The sequence below is a fragment of the Rhizobium sp. BR 362 genome, from assembly GCF_036528765.1.
Lineage (GTDB): Bacteria > Pseudomonadota > Alphaproteobacteria > Rhizobiales > Rhizobiaceae > Rhizobium.
Window position 1 is genome coordinate 69,958 of record NZ_JARWGH010000020.1, and the last position, 20,056, is coordinate 90,013.

The 20,056-nt window shown below is 59.5% G+C and carries 22 protein-coding genes and 3 pseudogenes; 7 read left to right on the forward strand and 18 right to left on the reverse strand.

Annotation, left to right across the window (positions count from 1 at the left end):
* A complete protein-coding gene (locus QDY28_RS21395; RefSeq protein ID WP_331383633.1) occupies window positions 1–135 on the forward strand; it encodes a hypothetical protein in 135 nt (44 codons plus the stop codon).
* Window positions 132–992 (forward strand): tetratricopeptide repeat protein, encoded by an 861-nt coding sequence (locus QDY28_RS21400; protein WP_331383634.1) that lies wholly within the window; start codon window positions 132–134, stop codon window positions 990–992. The genes QDY28_RS21395 and QDY28_RS21400 overlap by 4 nt, the downstream gene beginning before the upstream one ends.
* Here the strand turns inward: QDY28_RS21400 and QDY28_RS21405 are convergent.
* The 12 genes and pseudogenes from QDY28_RS21405 to QDY28_RS21460 all read right to left on the reverse strand — a co-directional run bounded on the left by QDY28_RS21405 (window position 930) and on the right by QDY28_RS21460 (window position 12,269).
* Window positions 930–1,646, reverse strand: a complete 717-nt coding sequence (locus tag QDY28_RS21405) for a hypothetical protein (protein ID WP_331383635.1) — start codon at window positions 1,644–1,646, stop codon at window positions 930–932. The two genes, QDY28_RS21400 and QDY28_RS21405, sit on opposite strands and share 63 nt — an antisense overlap.
* Window positions 1,647–1,769: 123 nt before the next feature.
* Window positions 1,770–2,765 (reverse strand): aldo/keto reductase, encoded by a 996-nt coding sequence (locus QDY28_RS21410; RefSeq protein WP_331383636.1) that lies wholly within the window; start codon window positions 2,763–2,765, stop codon window positions 1,770–1,772.
* Window positions 2,766–2,948: 183 nt separating this feature from the next.
* Window positions 2,949–3,705 (reverse strand): annotated as a pseudogene (locus QDY28_RS21415) (SDR family NAD(P)-dependent oxidoreductase).
* On the reverse strand, window positions 3,706–4,470 hold the full coding sequence (locus tag QDY28_RS21420) for an SDR family NAD(P)-dependent oxidoreductase (RefSeq protein WP_331383637.1): 765 nt from the start codon (window positions 4,468–4,470) through the stop codon (window positions 3,706–3,708).
* A 9-nt stretch (window positions 4,471–4,479) separates the two neighbouring features.
* A complete protein-coding gene (locus tag QDY28_RS21425) occupies window positions 4,480–5,514 on the reverse strand; it encodes a proline racemase family protein (protein ID WP_331383638.1) in 1,035 nt (344 codons plus the stop codon).
* Window positions 5,511–7,001, reverse strand: a complete 1,491-nt coding sequence (locus QDY28_RS21430; protein WP_331383639.1) for an aldehyde dehydrogenase family protein — start codon at window positions 6,999–7,001, stop codon at window positions 5,511–5,513. The genes QDY28_RS21425 and QDY28_RS21430 overlap by 4 nt, the downstream gene beginning before the upstream one ends.
* 30 nt (window positions 7,002–7,031) lie before the next feature.
* Window positions 7,032–8,270 (reverse strand): NAD(P)/FAD-dependent oxidoreductase, encoded by a 1,239-nt coding sequence (locus QDY28_RS21435; protein ID WP_331383641.1) that lies wholly within the window; start codon window positions 8,268–8,270, stop codon window positions 7,032–7,034.
* A gap of 55 nt (window positions 8,271–8,325) precedes the next feature.
* On the reverse strand, window positions 8,326–9,204 hold the full coding sequence (locus QDY28_RS21440; protein WP_331383642.1) for a dihydrodipicolinate synthase family protein: 879 nt from the start codon (window positions 9,202–9,204) through the stop codon (window positions 8,326–8,328).
* Window positions 9,205–9,235: 31 nt separating this feature from the next.
* Window positions 9,236–9,901 carry an amino acid ABC transporter permease gene (locus tag QDY28_RS21445; protein WP_331383643.1) on the reverse strand — a complete coding sequence of 222 codons (666 nt, stop codon included), beginning with the start codon at window positions 9,899–9,901 and terminating at the stop codon, window positions 9,236–9,238.
* A gap of 9 nt (window positions 9,902–9,910) precedes the next feature.
* Window positions 9,911–10,573, reverse strand: a complete 663-nt coding sequence (locus QDY28_RS21450) for an amino acid ABC transporter permease (protein ID WP_331383644.1) — start codon at window positions 10,571–10,573, stop codon at window positions 9,911–9,913.
* Entirely contained in the window at window positions 10,570–11,367 is a 798-nt protein-coding gene (locus QDY28_RS21455) for an amino acid ABC transporter ATP-binding protein (protein WP_331383645.1), read from the reverse strand. Before QDY28_RS21455 ends, QDY28_RS21450 begins: the two co-directional genes overlap by 4 nt.
* Window positions 11,368–11,435: 68 nt before the next feature.
* Window positions 11,436–12,269 (reverse strand): substrate-binding periplasmic protein, encoded by an 834-nt coding sequence (locus tag QDY28_RS21460; RefSeq protein ID WP_331383646.1) that lies wholly within the window; start codon window positions 12,267–12,269, stop codon window positions 11,436–11,438.
* Between the two features lie 196 nt (window positions 12,270–12,465).
* On the opposite strand from QDY28_RS21460, the gene QDY28_RS21465 reads away from it, so the two are divergent.
* Window positions 12,466–13,185 carry a GntR family transcriptional regulator gene (locus QDY28_RS21465; protein ID WP_331383647.1) on the forward strand — a complete coding sequence of 240 codons (720 nt, stop codon included), beginning with the start codon at window positions 12,466–12,468 and terminating at the stop codon, window positions 13,183–13,185.
* Between the two features lie 9 nt (window positions 13,186–13,194).
* Entirely contained in the window at window positions 13,195–13,971 is a 777-nt protein-coding gene (locus QDY28_RS21470; protein ID WP_331383648.1) for a pyrroline-5-carboxylate reductase, read from the forward strand.
* Here the strand turns inward: QDY28_RS21470 and QDY28_RS21475 are convergent.
* Entirely contained in the window at window positions 13,968–14,516 is a 549-nt protein-coding gene (locus QDY28_RS21475) for a cupin domain-containing protein (RefSeq protein ID WP_331383649.1), read from the reverse strand. The two genes, QDY28_RS21470 and QDY28_RS21475, sit on opposite strands and share 4 nt — an antisense overlap.
* 145 nt (window positions 14,517–14,661) lie before the next feature.
* On the opposite strand from QDY28_RS21475, the gene QDY28_RS21480 reads away from it, so the two are divergent.
* On the forward strand, window positions 14,662–15,993 hold the full coding sequence (locus QDY28_RS21480; RefSeq protein WP_331383650.1) for an aspartate aminotransferase family protein: 1,332 nt from the start codon (window positions 14,662–14,664) through the stop codon (window positions 15,991–15,993).
* Between the two features lie 149 nt (window positions 15,994–16,142).
* Here the strand turns inward: QDY28_RS21480 and QDY28_RS21485 are convergent, their stop codons facing one another.
* The gene (locus tag QDY28_RS21485) at window positions 16,143–16,643 is read right to left on the reverse strand and encodes a GNAT family N-acetyltransferase (RefSeq protein WP_331383651.1); all 501 of its coding nucleotides are present in this window, start codon (window positions 16,641–16,643) and stop codon (window positions 16,143–16,145) included.
* Window positions 16,644–16,779: 136 nt separating this feature from the next.
* A pseudogene (locus QDY28_RS21490) lies at window positions 16,780–16,954 on the reverse strand (sugar phosphate isomerase/epimerase); the annotation flags it as partial.
* Here QDY28_RS21490 and QDY28_RS21495 point away from each other — a divergent pair.
* Window positions 16,949–17,415, forward strand: a pseudogene (locus tag QDY28_RS21495) (flotillin family protein); the annotation flags it as partial. The pseudogenes QDY28_RS21490 and QDY28_RS21495 sit on opposite strands and share 6 nt — an antisense overlap.
* A 420-nt stretch (window positions 17,416–17,835) precedes the next feature.
* Window positions 17,836–18,060 (forward strand): hypothetical protein, encoded by a 225-nt coding sequence (locus QDY28_RS21500; RefSeq protein WP_331383652.1) that lies wholly within the window; start codon window positions 17,836–17,838, stop codon window positions 18,058–18,060.
* 65 nt (window positions 18,061–18,125) lie between these two features.
* Here the strand turns inward: QDY28_RS21500 and QDY28_RS21505 are convergent, their stop codons facing one another.
* The 3 genes from QDY28_RS21505 to QDY28_RS21515 form a co-directional block, all read right to left on the reverse strand.
* Entirely contained in the window at window positions 18,126–18,434 is a 309-nt protein-coding gene (locus tag QDY28_RS21505; RefSeq protein WP_331383653.1) for an MliC family protein, read from the reverse strand.
* 116 nt (window positions 18,435–18,550) lie between these two features.
* Window positions 18,551–19,666, reverse strand: a complete 1,116-nt coding sequence (locus QDY28_RS21510; RefSeq protein ID WP_331383654.1) for an AraC family transcriptional regulator — start codon at window positions 19,664–19,666, stop codon at window positions 18,551–18,553.
* A 161-nt stretch (window positions 19,667–19,827) separates the two neighbouring features.
* Window positions 19,828–20,056 (reverse strand): transposase (locus tag QDY28_RS21515; RefSeq protein WP_331383655.1); only part of this gene is annotated, 229 nt, incomplete at its 5' end.

A 20,056-nucleotide genomic window follows, 5' to 3' on the forward strand; every position in this document is an offset into this window, starting at 1 on the left:
ATGGATATCTATTCCCGCAAACAATCAGCTCCCGACCAAAATTCCACAATTGACGGCTCGATATCGGCGGCGGATAACTCCGTGACGATGATTTGTGGTATTGCGCTCGGGCGCATCTGGATGGCGTGCGCATGAGAGAAAGTCAGCGTTTGGCGATCATTGCGGACGCAGTCGCGGCCTTCAACCAGAGCAATCGTGATGTGGCAAAGCAGCTTTGCGAAACAGGTTTAGATCAGTTTCCATCCGATCCGTCCCTTTCTCATCTTTTGGCGGCTATTTTATTTGCAGAAGAGGATTTTTCCGGCGCTCGGGGAAAAATAGAAACTAGTCTTGCAGCTCAGCCAAGAAACGCGCCGGCCCTCATTCTCGCCGGCAAGATCTATCGGGCCGAACATAAGCTGGAAGCGGCATTGATGCAGCTTGAGAAAGCGGCAGGTATAGATGGCCGGCTGGAGATTTTCCTCGAGCAAGCCAGGATTTTGGACCAGATGGGCAACAAGTCGGCGGCACGGGACGCCTGGAGCATAGTTCTCAATGCCAAGCCGACTTCCCTGGAAGCCATAAAACGCCTCAGCTCTCTTGCGAGGGAACGTGGCGCCCACGCTGAAGCCGAACAACTGCTCGAACGCGCTGTGGCCATCGAAGACCATCCGGGAATTTGGTTTGAGTTGGCGCTTGTACGGCACGATCTGCAGAACTTCGACGGTGCAGCCGAGGCTTACCGGCGTGTGCTCGAAATCAACCCCGACGCGCCGGAAGCGGCGGTCAACTTGGGTGTCGTCTTGCAGGAAGCGGGCAGAATGGACGAGGCCATGACGGCATTCTCGGTGGCTTATGCGCTGGACGCGTCCACGTTTGGAGTCATTGCCATGGCCCTGACCTCGGCCCCTTGCGGCAGGCTTTGGCTTGACGAGACGGTTCTGCGTCAATCATTGGTTAGCGGCGCGGCCGCGCTTGGCTCGAAAACGCTTGCGGTAGACGCCCTGCGTTGAAAGTACGGTGGCAACCGTCTGCGTGTACGCATTCTGCCGTTGCTCATCCAACTCTTCAAAAATAAGTTCCGGCGTGCTGCGCGGAACCGCAAAACACTGTGCGACGGGCGTTCCGCGGGTCAGGACCCCTGAGAATTCGGGTTGCGTCCAGATTGCCGGGAAATTGATCCCGCCATCTGTAAACCGATCGGAGTCCACAAGGCCGGTGACAAGCCGGAAGGGAAGATCGGCGCGATTGACAGGATGTGTTGCAAAGAGCGACCAGCCTTCATCGACCTCGATTGTCCAGAAGCTGTTGAATTTGATCGCCGCCTGCCCGGCAATTTCGAACGGACTGCCGGTCAATTGCCCGGGCGTATGAAAACTCAATGGCGATCGAGGATGTCTGTCGGTCGATGGGGACGGAACGTCCCAATTCCAGGAGAAGCTCCCTTTATCAACCACCACATCGCAGGGCAAAAGTATCATGAAGCCATAGGTCATCGCATCCACCACGGGAGGGCACTGCTTTAAAGTGCGCACCTCGCGACCGTGAATTGCCGAGTATGCGGTGTTGGGCATGGCGCGCAGCCAGTCCGGCAACGCGCCACGAGCAGGGACTGGACGCGGCAAATATTCGGCCAAAGCCGGGTCACATCGGAAAATGATACGCATTGTGCCCGCCTCCGGTGCTTCTGCCGATCAATACCGACCGGTAAGGCGACGCTATCATTGGAATCCTCGCAATGATACACACTGCGGGTCAAAAAGAAGGGGACCGAAAAGGACACCCGGAAGCTAGAGACCGGCCAGCGCTTGATCGATTTTCGCCATCACATCTGCAGGCAGCGGTCCCTTTGCAAGAGCGCCGGCATTTTCCTCGACCTGGGCAACCGTGCGGAAGCCGGGAATTGGCAAAGTGCGCGGCGAGCGCGCCCACAGCCAGGCAAGCGCGCCCTGCACCAGCGTGCGGCCATCCTCAGTCAGCAGATTGCGGACCGCTCCGAGGCGGACGGCGAATTCAGGAGCAATCTTACCGTGCTTGAAATAGGTCATCCAATCGAGGCTTGCGCCACGCACATCCTTCTCGCCAACGGTTTTGTCGGGGGTGAACTTGCCGCTGAGCAGTCCCATTGCGAGCGGACCGCGATTGATGGAAATCAGCCCGTTGCGCTCGACGATCTCGATCATCGCCGGCACCGGCTCGAAGACATTCATCGTATGCTGTATCGACACGAATCCCGCGCGATGAACATGGCGTGCAGCGCGATCTGGATGATCCGTGCTCCAGCCGAAAGCGTCGATTTTGCCCTCGGCCTTCAGCGCTTCCAGCGTTTCAAAAACCTCATCCGACGCTTCGAGCGCAAAATCGTTGAGATGGAACTGCAGCAGGTCCAGCCGATGGCGGCGCAGACGGCGCAAGGAGGTTTCGACGGACTGACGGATAAAGGCGGGGTCGGCGAATGCGCCTGTCGCTTGTTTGGTCTTCTCGTCCGTCGCGAAGCCGAATTTGGTGGCAATGACAATATCATCTCGATTGCCAATCGCCCTGCCGACCACCTCTTCGGAATGTCCGGCCCCATAATTCGAAGCGGTGTCGAAGAAGCGAATGTCGAGATCCATCGCACGCTCGATAGCACGGACCGATTCATCATCATCGACTTCGCCCCAGCCAAGTGGCACGTCGCCGGCAAAAAACGGGCCGCCGATCGCCCAGCATCCCATGCCCAGGCGCGGGATCTCGCGGCCGTTCCAAAGGGTTATTGTGGTAGCACTATCGAGTTTGGTCAGCATGTCATCCTCCGCGATCGTTGCCGTTCTAGGCAGAGATAGGCGGAGCGGCCCGGGCCGGTAAACAACCAATTCCGCAAAGTATTTTTCACGGATGAAAAGCGGCCGCTTGCGACTGCCCGGCAAGAAGCCCTACTTTCACTCCAGCGCACCGCCGGTTCTCAGCGGATCCGAGTTCTCAGCACCTTAGGCCACGGCCTGAGCGCCGGTGATCTCGACCAGAGATCCGCACATGAAGGCAGCTTCGTCCGACGCCAGAAATGCGACAAGCGCGGCGACCTCCTCTGGCTTGCCGATGCGCCCGAAGGGGACCAGCCTGTCCAGATTCGCGATCGTGCGGCCGGAGCGCCTTACGCCCGCTTCCAGCATCGGCGTGTGGATCTCGCCCGGGCAGACTGCGTTGACCCTTATCTTGTCGGGCGCATAGTCGCGCGCCAGATTCTGGGTGAATGCTGCAACCGCCGCCTTAGTGGTGTTGTAGGCAATGTGATTGGGCGCGGGATAGAGGCCCCATTGCGAGGCCGTGTTCACGATCGCGCCGCCGCCCGCCGCGATCATGTACGGAAGAACGGCGCGGCACAGATGGAACATCGAGTCGAGATTGACTGTGAAGCTAATGTCCCAATCCTCATCCGACAACGAAAGCAGATTGCCACGACGATTGATGCCAGCATTGTTCACGAGGATGTCTACCCGGTTTTGCAAGCCAAATGCCTGCTCCACCAGATCGAAACACGACTCCTTCCTCGATATGTCCGCCATAATCGCCGTCGCATTGCCGCCTTCGCGCTCGATATCGCTGACGACCTGCGCCGCAGCCTCGGCGTTCACATCCGTCACGACGACAAGAGCGCCTTCGCTCGACAGGCGTCTCGCAATAGCCGAACCGATACCCCCGGCCCGATCCGGTGACGATCGCAACCTTCATAGCAATCATCTCCATTTATCGAATGTAGCTTCCGCCGTTGACATCGAGGGTCGCGCCGTTCAGCGACGCCTGGCTCGGCCGCAGAACGAACGCAACCAGTTCAGCCACCTCGGACGGCTCGGCCATTTCACCGATCGGAATGTCCGCGACGGCCGCCGCCTTCCCATGCGCGGCAATAAAATCCACCGCCATGTCCGTGCGCACCCAGCCGGGAGCAATCGCAACCGCCGTTACGCCTTCGGCACCGAAGCTTCGGGCAATCGACTTGGTGAGATTGACGAGCGCCGCCTTGGTGGCGCCATAAGGCATCGCCTCGGCTGCATAACCACGCTGACCGGCGCGGCTGGCGATGTTGACGATACGGCCGCCACCCTTTGCCTGGAAGTGGAGGATCGCCTCTTTGCACAAATCCGCCGCAGCAAAGAAATTTACCTGGAATTCCTTCTGCCATGTGGCGCGCCACGCCGAAACATCGGCGTCGATCCCGACCTCGCTGCGAATGCCCGCATTGTTGACGATAGCGTGAATTCTGCCTGCTGCTTCGAGTGCCTCTCGCCAAAGCTTGAAAGCACCGTCCCCGGCAGAAAGATCCGCCTGAATGAGGAGGCCATTTCCGCCGAGCCTCTCCAGTAGGGCTTCGGCGCCTGCCTGATCACGGCTATAATGGACGACAGGCCTTGCTCCTTCGGCCGAAAGCCGCTCGACGATTGCGGCGCCGATCCGGCCCGTTGCGCCGGTCACAAGAACGGTCTGCCCCGCAAGTGGTAAGTCTCCTGGCATCGTCACCTCCTATCGCAATGAACCGATTTGCGGCCCCCAGGTGTCGGACAGTGCGAAACCGCCCGGAAACGGATCGTCGTCCGACATGCGAAGCTGTTCGCGACCATAAATATAAGCCCGGCCAGTTATACGCGGGAGCACGGCGCGTCGGCCTCCCACTTGCGCCTCGCCGATCGCCTCGACGAAAAACTCTCCGCCAATGATCGAGCGCGAAGTCCTATGATCGCCAATACCGACTTCACCGCGCGCGAAAAGCGTGGCGAGATTTGCAGAACTGCCGGTGCCGCAGGGCGATCGATCGACACGTCCCGGCTGCAGCGTCGTGCAGGTCCTCACCGCGCCGTCCGCGTCGTGTCCGCGGAACATCACGTAGGCGATCTGATCGACACCAGCGAGGATCGGATGGGCGACTTCGACTTGCTCGGATAGTAACGTCTTCAGTTCGATGCCTGCTTCGGCAAGGGCGCGGGCGTTTTCTGGAGCGATATCAAGACCGAGCTGGTCGGCATCGACGAGCGCATAATAGACGCCGCCAAATGCGATATCCGTCCGGATGCGGCCCCATTTCGGCGTGTCGATTTCCTTGTCCAATGCTTCCGCGAAGCTCGGCACGTTGTCCAAGCTGACCGAGATGCATCTGCCATCGCGGCATGTAGCGCGCGCAACGATCAGTCCGGCTGGCGTGTCGAGGCGAACGACCGTCTCGGGTTCGAGCATCCGCACTTGCCCGCTTTCCAACAGTGCCGTCACCACGCAGATGCAGTTGCTTCCGGACATCGGATGTGCGCGATCGGCCTGCAGGACAATGAAGCCGGCGTCCGCGTCAGGCCGCGTCGGTGCGATGAGAAGGTTCACCGACATTGCCGCATTGGCCCGCGGTTCGAACGTCACGAACCGCCGAAGGCTGTCGTCGGCCGTGTTGATGTGGTTCATCTTGTCGAGCATTGTCGCGCCTGGAATTTCCGGCGCACCGCCGACGATGACTTTCCCGATCTCTCCCTGGCAATGAACCTGAAGAAGATCGAGCGTGCGATCCCAGTTCATTCAGCAGCCTCCGGCTTGATGTACCAGCCCCAGGGATCTTCGCTGACGTATTTCGTGATCTGCTTGGTTTCGAGATAATTGTCGAGCCCCCAGCGGCCGAGTTCACGACCGATTCCGGATTCCTTGTAACCGCCCCAAGGCGCTTCCGTGAATGTGGGCTGCGAGCAGTTGATCCAGACAATGCCGGCCCGGAACGCCGCGGCAACGCGCTCGGCGCGCGCATCGTCCTTCGACATCACCGCTGCGGCGAGGCCGAAGCGGGAATCATTGGCAAGCTCGATCGCCTCTTCCTCGGTCTCGAAGGGGCGCACGCAGACGACCGGCCCGAAGATCTCCTCGACCCAGGCATCGCAGTCGAGGGGAACGTCCGTCAGCACGGTTGGGCAGAGATAATAGCCCTTGTCGAACCCTGCCGGCCGATCGCCGCCACAAGCGACCGTCGCGCCGGCGTTGCGTGCTGCTCCTATGGCTGCAAGAACCTGGTGGTATTGCCGTTTCGAGACCAGCGGCCCCAGCAGCACGCCCTCCTCCAGGCCGTTGCCGATCTTGATCCTGTTCGTTTCCTCAATCAGACGCGCAAGAAAGCGCTCGTAAATCGTTTGCTGCACGAGAACGCGGGACGTCGCGGAGCAGACCTGTCCCTGGTTCCAGAAGATGCCAAACATGACCCATTCGACGGCCTCGTCGATTTCTGCATCTTCGAACACGACGAATGGCGACTTGCCGCCGAGTTCGAGGCTCACCCGTTTGATGTCGCGGGCCGCCGCAGCCATGATTTTCGAGCCGACCGGCCCCGATCCCGTGAACGCCAGCTTGTCGACGCCCTTATGGTCGATGATGGCCTGTCCCGCGACGGATCCGGAACCGGTGAGAATGTTGAGGACGCCTGGAGGTAGCCCGGCCTCGTCCGCGATGGCGGCTAGCTCCAATGCCGTGAGCGAGGTCAGTTCCGCGGGTTTGAGGACAATGGTGCATCCTGCGGCAAGTGCGGGCGCGACCTTCCAGGCCGCCATCAGCAAGGGATAATTCCAGGGAATGATCGCACCCGCGACGCCGATAGGTTCTTTCACTGCCTTCGATGTGAAGCGATCATCCGCAAGGGCAATCGTCTCCTCCGGATTATTGTCGAGTTGCTCTGCCAGTCCTGCATAGAAATCGAAGCAGCCAGCCGCATCGGCAATGTCCCAGTCGGCCTCGGGGAAGGGTTTGCCGTTATCGAGGACCTCCAGGCGGGCGATCTCAGCCTGACGGGCGCGAATGCCGGTGGCAATCGCCCTGAGATATCGCGCGCGTTGGACACCGGAGAGCTTCGGCCATCCGTCCTTGTCGAAGGCACGGCGAGCGGCCTTCACAGCGACGTCGACATCCTCGGCCGTTGCCGCGGCGATCGTCTGTATGACCTCTTCGGTGGCCGGGTTGATGACGTCGCATGTGCCGCCCTTGATCGGCTTCATCCATTGTCCGTCGATATAGAGTTCGCTTCGCATGTTCTTCCCTCTTTGCTTGCCGCGCTTGGTTCAAAATCGGTCGACGCGATAGGGTTTCATGTCCACGGGCGGTTCGACGCCCGTAATGAGGTCGGCCATCAACCGCCCGGTCGTTGCTGCATAGGTCAAACCGAGATGTCCGTGGCCCGTGGCGTACCAGACGTTCCGGCGCTTGGCCGACCGCCCCATGACTGGAACCGTGTCGGGCAGAGCCGGGCGATGGCCCATCCATTCACTCGTCTGCTCGGCTCTCAGCTCCGGCAGCGCCTCCTTGGCGCGTTTGACCAGCACCTTCGCGCGGCGATAGTCCGGCGGCGCATCGAGGCCTGCCATCTCCACCGTGCCGCCAACGCGGATGCCGTCGGCGGTCGGCGTCACCATGAAGGCCCGCGCCGGCCAGATGATCGAGTGACGCATGGAAATGTGCGGCGCCATGATCTGGGTGTGATAACCCCGCTCCGTCTCCAGCGGGATCGGCTCGTTCAGTATGGCGGACAGGCGCCCGGTGAAAGCGCCGGCGGCGAGTACGAAGCTGCCCGCTTCGATCCTGCGGCCGTCTTTGGTCCGCAGCGCCGTAACGCCAGCATCTGCCTGCTCGAAACTCGCGACCTCGCCCCGTTCGATGCGCCCTCCCAGCGCTTGGAATTTTTCCGACAAAGCAACGACCAGTTTGTAAGGATCGGCAATCGAGCGGTTGTCGGGAAAAAGCACGGCCTTGCCGATCTTCGTCGTCAGCGCCGGTTCGAGATCGCGGATGGCATTGCCGCCGAGGATTTCATGACGGAAACCGAAACGTTCGAGAATCTCGATATGCTCGCGATCGGCACGGAACTCCGCCTCGTCTGTGTAGAGGCTGAGGCAACCCTCGGCGCTCAGCATGTGCTGAAGGCCGGCTGTCCCGAGAAGCGCCTCCAGATCCTCGTGGACGCGCATGCACAGCGTTGCCCCGGCTTTCTCAAGCTCTCTTAATTTCGATGGGCGGCTTGCAGCTATGAAGCGCAGAAACCAAGGGCTCAGTCGCGGCAAATAATGGGGCCTGATGCGAACGGGCCCTTCCGGATCAAGAAGCCATTTTGGCATCTGCGCCCAGGTACCGGGACGCGAAGCCGGCATGAATTCGGTTACCGCGATGCTCGCCATGTTGCCATAGGAGGCACCCTGCCCCGGCGCGCTCCTATCGATAAGCACGACGGATTGGCCGCGGCGCTGCAACTCGTAAGCAAGGCTGGTTCCGATTATGCCGGCGCCGACTACAACGATTGGAGCCACTTCACTTCCTCGAAAATTTGTATCGAGGCTCACCGCTCCTCGATACACGATCTGCTCACCAATTCAGGATGGGCTGCATGGCGACCCTGAACTCAGCCTTTTCTTCGGCGTTCAGTTCACCGAGCGGGGCGCGGCAGTTGCCGACGGGCAGGCCTTGAAGTTCGCAGCCATACTTGACCTTCTGCACGAACTTGCCGCTCTCGAGGATATTCATGGCGCGATAGAGCACGATCATCTTCTCGCGTGCGGCGGCAAGATCACCCGAGCGGAAGGTTCGATCGAGATCGACACAGGCCTTTGCCATGCAGTTGGCGGGTCCGCAGATCCAGGCATCCGCGCCCCAGAACATGAAATCGAGGGCGATATCATCCGATCCGGAGATCAGGTCGATACGACCCTTGTACCGGGAATGAATGTCGATTGCGCGCTGGAGGGAACCGGAGCTTTCCTTGATGCCGAGCACACGAGGATCGTCCGCAAGCGCATCGAGGATGTCGAAACCGATCTCGACGCCGTCCTTGTACGGATAGCTGTAAAGCACGAGGTTGATATCGGTGGCGTCGAGCACCCTACGATAATGCGCGAGCAGTTCGTCCTGTGTCGGGCGTGTGTAGAAGGGCGTCGCCAGCAAAACGGTGTCGTAGCCGATCTCCTTGGCCCGCAGCGTGTTTTCAATGACCTCACGGCTCGCAGACGCGTTCGTACCGGCAATCAGGGCTTCGCCTTCCCTCGCAAAGTCCTTGACGAACCTCAATACGTCGTCACGCTCCTCGTTCGACAGCGCGGAATATTCACCCGTCGAGCCCATGGGAACCCATCCGGTCACTCCGGCAGCGCGCAGTGCAGTGAGATGTCGCTCGAAGGCCTTGAAATCGACCCTACCGTTCGCATCGAAGGGGGTGATGAGCGCAGGCATGACGCCGGACAATTTCATGGAAGTCTCCCTGTAGATGAAGCGATTGCGTTTAGATGGCGAGTTTCTTCAATATGCGCGTCTCGATGAGGGAGACGGCTCTTGTTAGCGGAAAGGCGATGACGAAATAGATCAGGGCGACGACGGTCAGCACCTCGACAGGCCTTGCCGTGTTGTTCGAGATGTTCTGACCGACGAACATGAGGTCCGCCATCCCGACGGCGGACACCAGCGCGCTCTCCTTGAAGAGGCTCACGCAGTTCGACAGCAGCGTCGGGATCGCGCGCAAGACGGCCTGCGGCAGAACGACATTGATGACCTGGACATTTCGGGGAAGCCCGAGCGCAACGCAGGCATCCAGTTGCTCAGGCCCGATCGATTTCAGGCTGGCGCGGAAGGTCTCGCTGGTGATCGCACCCATGTAGAGGGTCAGCGCTATGATGCCCGAGGTAAGGTTCGATAGCTCGACGCCCAGTAGCAGAGGCAGGCAAAAAAAGATCCAGAAGAGCTGGATGAGCACCGGCGTGCCACGAAAAAATTCGACATAAACGCTGGAGACAGCCCGCAGCGCCATATTGCGGGAGGTTCTGGCGAGCCCCACCAGAAAGCCGAGAGAACATCCGAGCACGATGCAGATCACGGTCAGTTGGATCGTCATCCAAAGGCCGAGCAAAAGTGCGTGCTCGAAGCGGAGAAGGATCGAGAAGTCGAGTGTCATCCTGGCCTCCTAGCTGACGAGAAGCTGCCGGCGGCGTTCAAGGAAGCCGACGATCTGCGTGATCGGAAAGGACACGGCGAAATAGATCAGCGCCACGACCGTGAATGTTTCGATCGGCCGGTACGTTTCGGTCGCAAGCGTCTTTCCCTGGTACATCAGGTCCTGGATCGCCACGATCGCGACCAGCGCGCTCTGCTGGAAAATGACGATGCCGTTCGTCAGCAGGACGGGGATAGAGGCGCGGAATGCGGTCGGAAAGATGATGTAGAGCACCCGCTGCAATGGTGAGAGCCCAAGCGCGATACCGGCGTCGAGTTGCTCTCGCGGAACCGCCTGGATCGCTGCCCGATAAGCTTCGGCGTTGAACGCCATGAGGTTCAGTCCGAGCGCCAGCACACCCATCGTGATCGGGTCGAGAAAGACGTCGAAAATCATCGGCACGCAGTAGAATATCCAGACGATCTGAACGATGGCAGGCGTGCAGCGGAAAAACTCGACGAACAGCATGAACGGCAGCCGGACAAGCCTGTATGGGCTCATGATCAGAAGGGCGAGCACAAAGCCGAAGACGATGCCGATGACGTTGGCCGCCGCGGTCAACTCCAGGGAAACCCACAATCCCTGCAGCAAAGGCGCGATCGATACAGCGTTGAAGTCGAACGTGTAGTTCACGCGACCGCCCCCTGCTGCTTGATGTGGAAAACACGGTCGATGAATTCCTTGGTGCGCTCTTCCCTGGGGGAGCCAAGCACCTGTTCCGGAGGGCCGTCCTCGACGACGATACCGCCGGCACAAAAGATCACGCGCGAGGCGATGTTCTTCGCAAACCACATGTCATGGGTCACGATCATCATCGGCATATTCTGGGACGCCAGTTGAAGGATCACCTGCTCGACCTCGCTGACAAGCTCGGGATCAAGCGCCGACGTGACCTCGTCGAAGAGCATCAGCTTAGGATCCAGCATCAGCGCACGGGCGATGGCGACGCGCTGCTTCTGACCTCCGGAGAGTTGGGCGGGATAGGCCTTGGCTTTTGCTCCAAGGCCAAAGCGTTCAAGCAGAGCCTGGGCACGGCTCATCGCCTGCGCCTTGGCTTCGCCGCGCACCTTGCAGGGCGCGAGCACGAGGTTCTGAATCACGTTCAAATGCGGAAAGAGCGTGTAGTGCTGAAAGACCATCCCGATCGATCGGCGGACTTCCGTATCGATGAGGGTCTTTTTCCCGAGGCCCTCGGACGAAATATAGGCCTTCCCATCGAAGCTGATCAATCCGCTGTCTACCTGCTCCAGGCCCATCATCACCCGCAGCAGCGTACTCTTGCCACCGCCGCTCGGCCCGATGACAACGACACGTTCGCCAGGTTTCATTTCGATGTCGATGCCTTTCAGCACCTGGATAACACCGTTGCCATAGCTCTTGTGGAGCGCCTGCATTTTCACGAGGGGAAGGTTGAAGGAGGTGGTCATGGCCGATCTCGGTTTGTCTGAACAGCGAGAGAGTGCGTCGGCGGCGAAACGCCGACACAGGGCGGGACTTATTTTGCCCCCTTGAGGACTTCGTCGACGGCCTTGTGGATCAGTTCGTCGACATGGCCGGTGGCAACCTTCTCTTCGAGGAAGATGTTCACGACCTCGACGTCCGCGGCCGACAGGTTATGCGGCAGGCCAAAGGATACCCCTTGCTTGGCAAGCGCAGGCTTCGGGTTCAGGGCCACGGCCCAATCGGGATTTGCCTGGGTCAGAAGCTGGTTGGTGTCGGAGGCGTCGACCAGAATGTCGGCCCGCTTCGAGGTAAGGGCAAGGCGCGTCTCATCATTGCCCGGAAGGCGCATGATGGTGGCATTCTTCACTGCGCCGGAGATTGCCTTGTCCTGAGCCGTCCCGGACATGACGGCGATCGTCACGCCGGCCTTGTCGAGGTCGGCAACCGAAGCTGCAGTCGCCGGAATCTTTGGGTTGTTCTTATTGTAGGCGAGCGAGATCTGATACTCCATCGCTGGGATCGAGAACTGGACGGCCATAGCACGGGCCGGCGTCCGGTTCAGCGCCAGCGAGACATCCCATTTTCCGGCTTGAAGACCGGCAACGATATTGTCCCAGGTCGTATCCACGAATTGCGGCTTCACCTTGAGAACGTCGGCGAATTCCTTGCAGAGATCGGCAAAGAAACCGGAATATTCACCGGTTGCCGGATCGCGCATGACGTAAGGCGGCGCGACGGCCGCGCCACACCTCAAAACGCCCGCCTTCTGCACACCCTGCCAATAGCCGTCGGCGGTCTGGGCATAAGCGGTGGTCGCAGAAAGACCTCCCATCAGGGCGAGCGCGGGCAACGCCCGCAAGGCGGACGTGATCAACTTCGAAAGCATCGGCATTCCTCTTTTGCTGTGCGCGAAGCGCGGTTCCACTCGTCGGCTGGAGCCGTTTCTTTTCTATTGCTGTCGGCTACGTGTCGACTAGCAAATTTATGTCAACAGCGTGTCGACAAAGTCAAGCGAAAATTTTACATTGCCGACACCCTGCTTTTCTGGCCCAATGCAGTATCTGCGAATGAAAGGGACCTAAGTGTCTGACGAGACTGAAGTGAAACGCATCCGGGGAACCGGTTGGAAAAGCGTCTACGACACGCTGCGAAACGAGATCCTCGCTCTGACCTTGCCGCCGGGTCAGCTCCTCGATGAGATGAGCTTGGCGGAGCGCTTCGACATGTCGCGATCCCCGGTACGAGAAGCCTTGATCCGCTTGGGGGCCGAAGAGCTGGTCGTGACGCTTTCCAATCGCAGCACGATCGTTGCGCCGATCGAGGTGGCGACCTTTCCGAAATATGTGGAAGCGCTCGACATTGCCCAGAGGATGAACACTCGCCTGGCGGCGGCACTGCGAACCGATACCGATCTCAAGCTCATTGCCAAACGGGAAAAGGCATTTGCGGCCGCGGTCAAAACCGGAAATCACCTGGCGATGTCGGAGGCGAACAAGGAGTTCCACATGGCAATCGCCTATGCCGGCAAGAACCAGTATCTGGCCTCCTTCTATGACAAGCTCCTGTCCCAGGGTCAGCGCATGCTCCACCTGCATTTCGAATATCTGGAGCGCACACACGAGGGCTATCTCCTCACGGACGAGCACAGCCTGATGCTGGAGGCGATCCGGGATAAGAACGTCGAGCTGGCCGATGAACTCGCCCATGCGCATACCCGGCAATTCCAGGACAACTTCATCAATTTCATGCGCGAGAACTACACGACCGACGTCCCGCTCGGACCCGCGCGAGCCGCGGAGTAAGTGGCGAAGATGAAAGCAATTGGCTTTGTCGGAACGGGCGCGATCACCGAGGCCATGGTTGAGGGCCTATTGGCTGAGCCGGCGTATGTGTCCGAGATCCATGTCTCGCCTCGCAATGCGGAGACCGCAGCAGGGCTTGCCGCCAAGTTCGACGGCGTGACTGTGGCGGCTGACAACCAGACCGTCGTCGATCACAGCGACGTCGTCCTCCTTGCCATACGCCCGCAGATTGCCGAGGACGTCATCCGTAGGCTGCGTTTCAGAAATGGGCAACGCATTGTCAGCGTTGTCGCCACGCTGGAGCGCCAAAGCGTGCTCAACTGGATCGGCGCCGATGTCGACCTGGTGCAGGCGATCCCTTTACCGTTCGTCGCAGATCGCCAGGGCGTGACCGCCATCTACCCTCCCGATCCGGACATAGCGGACCTTTTCGATGCGCTTGGCACCGCCGTTCAATGCGAATCCCGCAAGGAATACGACCTCCTTGCCGCTGCCAGCGCCACGATGTCGACCTTCTTCGGGGTAATGGAATTCACAACCGAGTGGCTTGAAAAGAATGGGCTCGATCGATCGAAGGGGCAGGCCTATATCGCGCCGCTGTTTGCCAGCTTGGCGCAAAGAGCCAATGAGCCTGACGTCATGTCATTCAATTCTTTAACTTCCGAATTTGCCACCAAAGGCGGCCTGAACGAGCAGGTTCTCTCGGATTTCGAGGAGAATGGCGGGCGGCAGGCGCTGACGGCCGCACTCGACCGGGTACTCGCCCGCATCGAAGGTCGCAACTAGAAGGTCGGCGGCGTGCAGGCGCTGATGACCTCGCAAGGCACTGGTCCTACGCACCGGAAGCGATGCGGGCGCCGGCTTTCGAAATAATAGGCATCGCCAGGCCCGAGGATTCGCCGCTCGTCGTCGACCGTAACCTCGAGCCTTCCCGAGAGCACGATCCCGCCTTCCTCTCCGTCATGGACGAGAGGCACCTTTCCGGTATCGGCGCCAGGCTGGTAACACTCCCGAAGGATCTGCAGACTGCGTCCGAACAGGTTCTCTCCAACCTGCCTATACGAGATGGCGCCCTTGCCGATCTCAATCAATTCTTCCGCGGCATAGAATGCCTTCTTGGGACGCTCCGGCTCAAACGCGAAAAACTCCGCAAGGCCAATCGGGATACCATCCAGAATCCGTTTCAGCGCGCCTACCGACGGGTTAGAGGCGTTCGATTCGATGAGAGAGATCGTCGAATTCGGAACGCCTGTGCGCTTGGCAAGCTCGCGTTGCGAAAGGTTATGCGCAAGACGCAGATGACGGAGACGGTTGCCGATATCGACAGACATGATAAGTGCGTTCGTGTTGTTCAGAATAGATAAAACTGTATCTACCTGATCCATAAATTTCAATGGGTTATTGACATAAAGAAAAGGACTTGTTTGAAGAAAAGAAATCGCCGATCTAATTGCCATCCACAAGGAGGAGGCAATCATGGACCAGGTCAGCAAGCCGAACACCCTCGTTCTCGACAATTTCTGGATGCCGTTTACCGCCAACCGGCAGTTCAAGGCCGCACCGCGCCTGTTGGCCGCCGCTGACGGCATGTACTACACCGACGTCGATGGGAAGCAGGTTCTCGACGGCACCGCCGGCCTCTGGTGCGTCAATGCCGGTCACGGCCGCAAGAAGATTGCGCAAGCCGTCGAGCGACAGCTCGCCACCTTGGACTACGCACCGACCTTTCAGATGGGCCACCCCATCGCTTTCGACTTCGCCGAAAAGCTCGCCGCAAATGCGCCGGGCGGCGAGGCGAAACTCGACCGCGTGTTCTTCACCGGTTCCGGTTCCGAATCCGTCGATACGGCTCTTAAGATCGCCATCGCCTACCAGCGCGCCATCGGTCAGGGCACCCGCACGCGGATCATCGGACGCGAAAAGGGCTACCACGGTGTCGGCTTCGGCGGCATCTCGGTCGGCGGCCTCGTCAACAATCGCCGCGTCTTCCCGCAGATTCCGGCTGATCATATGCGCCACACGCTCGATATCGAGCGCAATGCTTTTTCGAAAGGTCTCCCACAGCATGGCATCGAGCTTGCCGATGATCTGGAACGGCTCGTCGCCTTGCATGGCGCCGAAACCATAGCAGCGGTCATCGTCGAACCGATGTCCGGATCGGCGGGTGTGGTCCTCCCGCCGAAGGGCTATCTGGAAAAACTCCGCGCCACGGCGGACAAGCATGGAATCCTGCTGATCTTCGACGAGGTCATCACCGGTTTCGGGCGTCTCGGAACACCCTTTGCGACCGACTATTTCGGCGTTGTGCCCGATCTCGTCACCACCGCCAAGGGCATTACAAACGGCACGATCCCGATGGGCGCGGTCTTTGCCAGCCGCAAGGTCTATGATGGACTTATGGTCGGACCGGAAAATGCGATCGAGCTCTTCCATGGCTACACCTATTCCGGCCATCCCGTCGCCTGCGCCGCCGGTCTCGCCACCCTCGAAATTTACCAGGAGGAAGGCCTGCTGACCCGCGCATCCGAACTTGCCGAATACTGGCAGGAGGCCCTCCATTCGCTGAGAGGTACGTCTAATGTGGTCGACATCCGCAATCTCGGCTTGGTTGGTGCGGTCGAACTGGCGCCGAGAGCGGCAGCGCCAGGAACCCGGGCCTACGACGTCTTCGTCGACTGCTTCAAAAACGGCCTGCTGATCCGCGTCACCGGCGATATCATTGCGCTCTCGCCACCTCTCATCATCGAAAAAGATCAGATAGATACGATCATTTCGATCCTGGGTGACGCGCTCAAACGCGCCGCTTAAACTTGGCGTGGCGGCAGACCTGGCCAAGAGCCAGGCCTGCCGCGTTCGGCGAAACGGTGAAGCTGTTTTTTCAGCAAAAGTCTATGGCGCAGCATGTGGATGGCATCGCGCCCCACAAGTCGGACGTACAATCCGCGAATTCAAGCAGGTCACAAGGTCTGCGGCGCACCGCCTAACTTAAAACGTTTCTTGATCCGGTCGACCGGCGTTCCATCCGAAAGGGGAACCTGGAGGAGCCTGTCATAATCCTCAAAACCCATTCTCGTGTAATAGGCAAGGCCGCCGACATTATCGGCCCGTATGGTCGCGTTGATAAATTCGAATCCGAGCTCTTCGGCTGCTGCCCGGGTGGCGGGAAAAAGAGCGCTTCCGACACCAGGTATTTTTGGATTGACGCGGGCAAATGTCGCGATATCCGCAAAACCCTTCGGCGGATCACCGTAAAGGCTCAAGGACTGAAAACCCGCAAGCAACCGATCGTGTTCGGCGACATGACAGGCAAGGATAACCTCGCCATCGATGAACCAATCCGCGAACTCGGCAGCCGAAAGCGGCGTCTCAAGCGCAGTTGTGCCGCGGATGCGGATGATCTCATTCAGCAGGTCGCACAATTCCTCCGCGTCGGCGGTTACAGCTCTTCGAACGTGCATGTTTCGGTGTCCTCGTCTCGGGGCGACACCGTACCGATGACCTTGGAAGGGCGCAAGCGGGGCTTCGCCTAGGGCGACTCCACACAGGATGGGCGGCGTCACGCTTTGTCGGCGACGCCGCCCTCCGGCCGACCTATCATCGGCTGATCGTTGCCTGAAGAGCGTCAATCGAGGATTGGATCCCGGCATTCGTGGACATGGTGAAGTCCTCCATTTCAAGGCTTACCCCACCCGTTGCAGCCGACCATGCGGACAATCGAGAAGAACTCCTTCCACCACTGCAGGTCATGCCCTGCACCGACGGCAACATAGAGCAGATCCTAATCCAGCTCCCCGACCGCCAGATCGTGGTTGAAAAGGTCGAGATCTATAAATTGCAGGAGGCAGCCGCGATCCGGGAGCGCACATTGCGCGAGAAGGAGGCGCTCGCCGAACAGCAGGCCAAGATCACGACATCAGCACTCACTATTGAGATCAGCGAGAACGAGGGCAAGGCGCAACTTGCCCGCACCGCCAGCAGGCAGAAACCATTCAGGTCGCCGCCTTCGGCGGGCCGGACTATCAGCTCAACTCGCAGGTCCTCATGCGCTTTGCCGAGGCGATCGAGAACGGCAGGCTGCCGCTCGTGCCGCAGATCCAGGTGCGCGGTGCCGGCGGCGAAAAGGGTGCCACTAATGGCCTTGTGGAAATGATGCTGACGATGCTGGTCGCCGACCGGTTCGGACGGCAGAGTTCGCCGGCTGCGGTGCCAGCGCCGATCGAGCAGGATTGATGGTGGATGGGCCGGCTACGCCGGCCCATTTCGCATTCTGTCGGCTCCATGAGATCGGAGTCTCCTCAATGTTTATGGCGATGAGAATTGTTAAGGCGGCATGACAGCGGCAATGGACAGACTCGCCTGACGAGGCGCCGAGTTCCGTCTTTCTCGCGCAGATAACAGGCATCTCGCCGCGTTTGTCGTCCGACAAATACATCCAGTATTTGCCGGGCGTCTCAGCGAAGTTTTCTGAACGTATCAATTTTGTTTCCGGCCTCACAAATGTGCTTTCCGGTGATTGCCTCTCATTCGCACCTACGTATTTTGCGCAGCGTAAGTGATTGGTCTCTCGCCACGAAATTTAGATTTATGGAGTCATTGATGAAATCTTTATCATTATTGTCGCGCCGAACGGCGGTCGCATTTTGCGTTGGAATGGCGGTTGCTACGAGTGCCATGATTGTCCTGCAGCCGAGCCATGCCGAAGCCCAATGGGGCTCCAATCAGCCTTATATGCAGTCGGCACTCAATTCGCTGCTTGCTGCGAAATCATCGCTGCAGAAAGGAGCGACCAATAAGGGGGGTCATCGCGTCAACGCGCTTAGCCTGGTCAGTCAAGCGATCGTCGAGGTACAAGCCGGCATGGCTACCGCCAACTGATCCGCTTGCCGGAAGCTCATTTCAAAGGCGCCCGCACGGGCGCCTTTTTCGTTCGTTTTTCCGAATTATTGCGTATGGCAGTTAGTCGATCTGCCGGCTAGCTCCAACTGCGCGTCATTACCTTTGATCCAGAACAGCACGTTGCCATCAGTGTAGCGCGCACCTGAACCGGACATCGCCTGCGGCAAGCGGAAGCTGTTTCCGCCAGTCGTGATCAGGGCCTCTTTGGTCGAATTCATGAAGCTTGCGGTCAACGTTGTGCCGTCGTCGCAGCGATAGACGATACCGACATGGTCCTGCGCGAAAGCGCAGGCCGCACTCGACAAGAATATTGCAGTTAGCGGCCCAAACAGAGCCATGCCGATCCTACTCACGCCAATCTCCTTCTCCTTGCGTTAGGAAGCGCGGACGCTAGCGGAAGCGGGAAACGGCGGCTTTGCCGTATATCCCATCGCGCCTTGCACACCGTCTCATATCTTGAGGCGAGCGGCTACCGCCGGCGTTCGGTACGAAGCGCCGAATGTTGCGGCATGGCGCCGGTAAGCTGGGCCACCCAGCGGGCCGATTCCGCGTCGGGGCGCGGCTCGGCCGGGTGATTGTCGGGAGGGGCATTGGCGCTCCGCAATGAACGCTCGCGCGCTTCCCCTGGTGTGATGCCAAACTCGCGACGAAAGGCCCGGATGAAGGTTGCATCCGAGCTGAACTGGCATTCGATGGCAACGTCAATAATTCGCCAGGGGCGGAATGCCGGAGAAACGAGGATGGCGAAGGCGCGGTGAAGCCTGCGCTGCTGAATGTAGCTTGCGGGGCTCTGCGGCGCAAACAGGCGATAGAGGCTCGCACGCGACAGCGCGAAGCGACGGCAGAGATTGGCGACGTCGAGCGTATCTGCGCCGAGATTCTCCTCGATATGCCGTTTGATCCGGGTGCGCAGCGCTTCCTGAGATAGGCGTGGCAGGACGTCTGCGCTGTCGGCGTGCCACTCCATGCCGCCGGCTGCGAGCTGCGTCAGTGATTGCGCCGCCGCTTGGCGCTCCATCTGCGTAAGTTGCGTCGCGTAACGCCTCAGCGCCAGCATATGCTCGCCGATCAGCACGCCAAACGCTGTCTCGCGCCTTGCAACGACGATCGTCGGAATGTTTTCGATTGCAGCAAAAAGGGGCGCCAGCAAAGGGCGAGGAAGCATGAAGCTCAAGACCTGAACCACGCCGTCATCACCCGGAATCTCGCGCGTCAGATGGGGTTTGCTCATATTGATCAGCGAGACATCGCCCGCCCGCTGCAGGAAGGTGCGCTCGCCGACGATGAATTCAGCGCCGCCGCCGAGATACATGACGAGTTGAAAGTGGTCGAGGCCGCGAGCGATATGCTCGGGCGTCCTATTATAGCGCAAGGCGCTCGATCGGCTTTCCAGCAGCAACGCGCTGCCAAGATGCAGCGTGGTCGCCACGAACCGGAAATTCTCCGCCTCACCCAGCATCGTTGCGTCGCAGATGTCGACGATCAGCTCGCATAGTCGCTCGAAGCCCTGCTGCGGCGAGCCGAAAGCGGCCGCATCAAACAACAACGGCTGCCCGTCTGCGCCGGGCGCGGCTTCAACGTTCATTTCGCTTCTCGGGGTCTGGGTGGTAACGAAATAGAAAGGCTACGCAACGATTTTCCAGAGACTTGGCTGTCGTGGAAAGAACATGGATTTGGGCGATAGGCAAGGCACTTTTACACAAGCGGCGCGCTTGCCGCCTTCAGACTTCTAGGAAGTGTGGACAGTTATCTGATCCATAGGACGATTGCTGCGATAGTGACGACCGCGAGGTAGTTTTCGGCGGTTTTCTCGAAGCGTGTAGCGACCCTTCGGAACTGCTTGAGTCTCGAGAAGCAGCATTCGATCAGGTGGCGCTGGGCATAGAGGTGCTTGTCCAGCGGGTATTTTTGCGCGCGGGAAGGATTGTTGGGGATCACCGCCACAGCGCCTTTATCAGCGATGGCATGGCGCAGG

Bases quoted from the DNA above. Each gene is read 5' to 3' on its own strand.
- QDY28_RS21420 (WP_331383637.1), bottom strand. From the start codon at position 4,470: ATGCCAGGAGACTTACCACTTGCGGGGCAGACCGTTCTTGTGACCGGC.
- QDY28_RS21470 (WP_331383648.1), top strand. From the start codon at position 13,195: ATGAAAGCAATTGGCTTTGTCGGAACGGGCGCGATCACCGAGGCCATG.
- QDY28_RS21410 (WP_331383636.1), bottom strand. From the start codon at position 2,765: ATGCTGACCAAACTCGATAGTGCTACCACAATAACCCTTTGGAACGGC.
- QDY28_RS21460 (WP_331383646.1), bottom strand. From the start codon at position 12,269: ATGCTTTCGAAGTTGATCACGTCCGCCTTGCGGGCGTTGCCCGCGCTC.
- QDY28_RS21440 (WP_331383642.1), bottom strand. From the start codon at position 9,204: ATGAAATTGTCCGGCGTCATGCCTGCGCTCATCACCCCCTTCGATGCG.
- QDY28_RS21425 (WP_331383638.1), bottom strand. From the start codon at position 5,514: ATGAACTGGGATCGCACGCTCGATCTTCTTCAGGTTCATTGCCAGGGA.
- QDY28_RS21430 (WP_331383639.1), bottom strand. From the start codon at position 7,001: ATGCGAAGCGAACTCTATATCGACGGACAATGGATGAAGCCGATCAAG.
- QDY28_RS21400 (WP_331383634.1), top strand. From the start codon at position 132: ATGAGAGAAAGTCAGCGTTTGGCGATCATTGCGGACGCAGTCGCGGCC.
- QDY28_RS21500 (WP_331383652.1), top strand. From the start codon at position 17,836: ATGGCGGTTGCTACGAGTGCCATGATTGTCCTGCAGCCGAGCCATGCC.
- QDY28_RS21395 (WP_331383633.1), top strand. From the start codon at position 1: ATGGATATCTATTCCCGCAAACAATCAGCTCCCGACCAAAATTCCACA.
- QDY28_RS21485 (WP_331383651.1), bottom strand. From the start codon at position 16,643: ATGCACGTTCGAAGAGCTGTAACCGCCGACGCGGAGGAATTGTGCGAC.
- QDY28_RS21455 (WP_331383645.1), bottom strand. From the start codon at position 11,367: ATGACCACCTCCTTCAACCTTCCCCTCGTGAAAATGCAGGCGCTCCAC.
- QDY28_RS21480 (WP_331383650.1), top strand. From the start codon at position 14,662: ATGGACCAGGTCAGCAAGCCGAACACCCTCGTTCTCGACAATTTCTGG.
- QDY28_RS21445 (WP_331383643.1), bottom strand. From the start codon at position 9,901: ATGACACTCGACTTCTCGATCCTTCTCCGCTTCGAGCACGCACTTTTG.
- QDY28_RS21405 (WP_331383635.1), bottom strand. From the start codon at position 1,646: ATGCGTATCATTTTCCGATGTGACCCGGCTTTGGCCGAATATTTGCCG.
- QDY28_RS21510 (WP_331383654.1), bottom strand. From the start codon at position 19,666: ATGAACGTTGAAGCCGCGCCCGGCGCAGACGGGCAGCCGTTGTTGTTT.
- QDY28_RS21475 (WP_331383649.1), bottom strand. From the start codon at position 14,516: ATGTCTGTCGATATCGGCAACCGTCTCCGTCATCTGCGTCTTGCGCAT.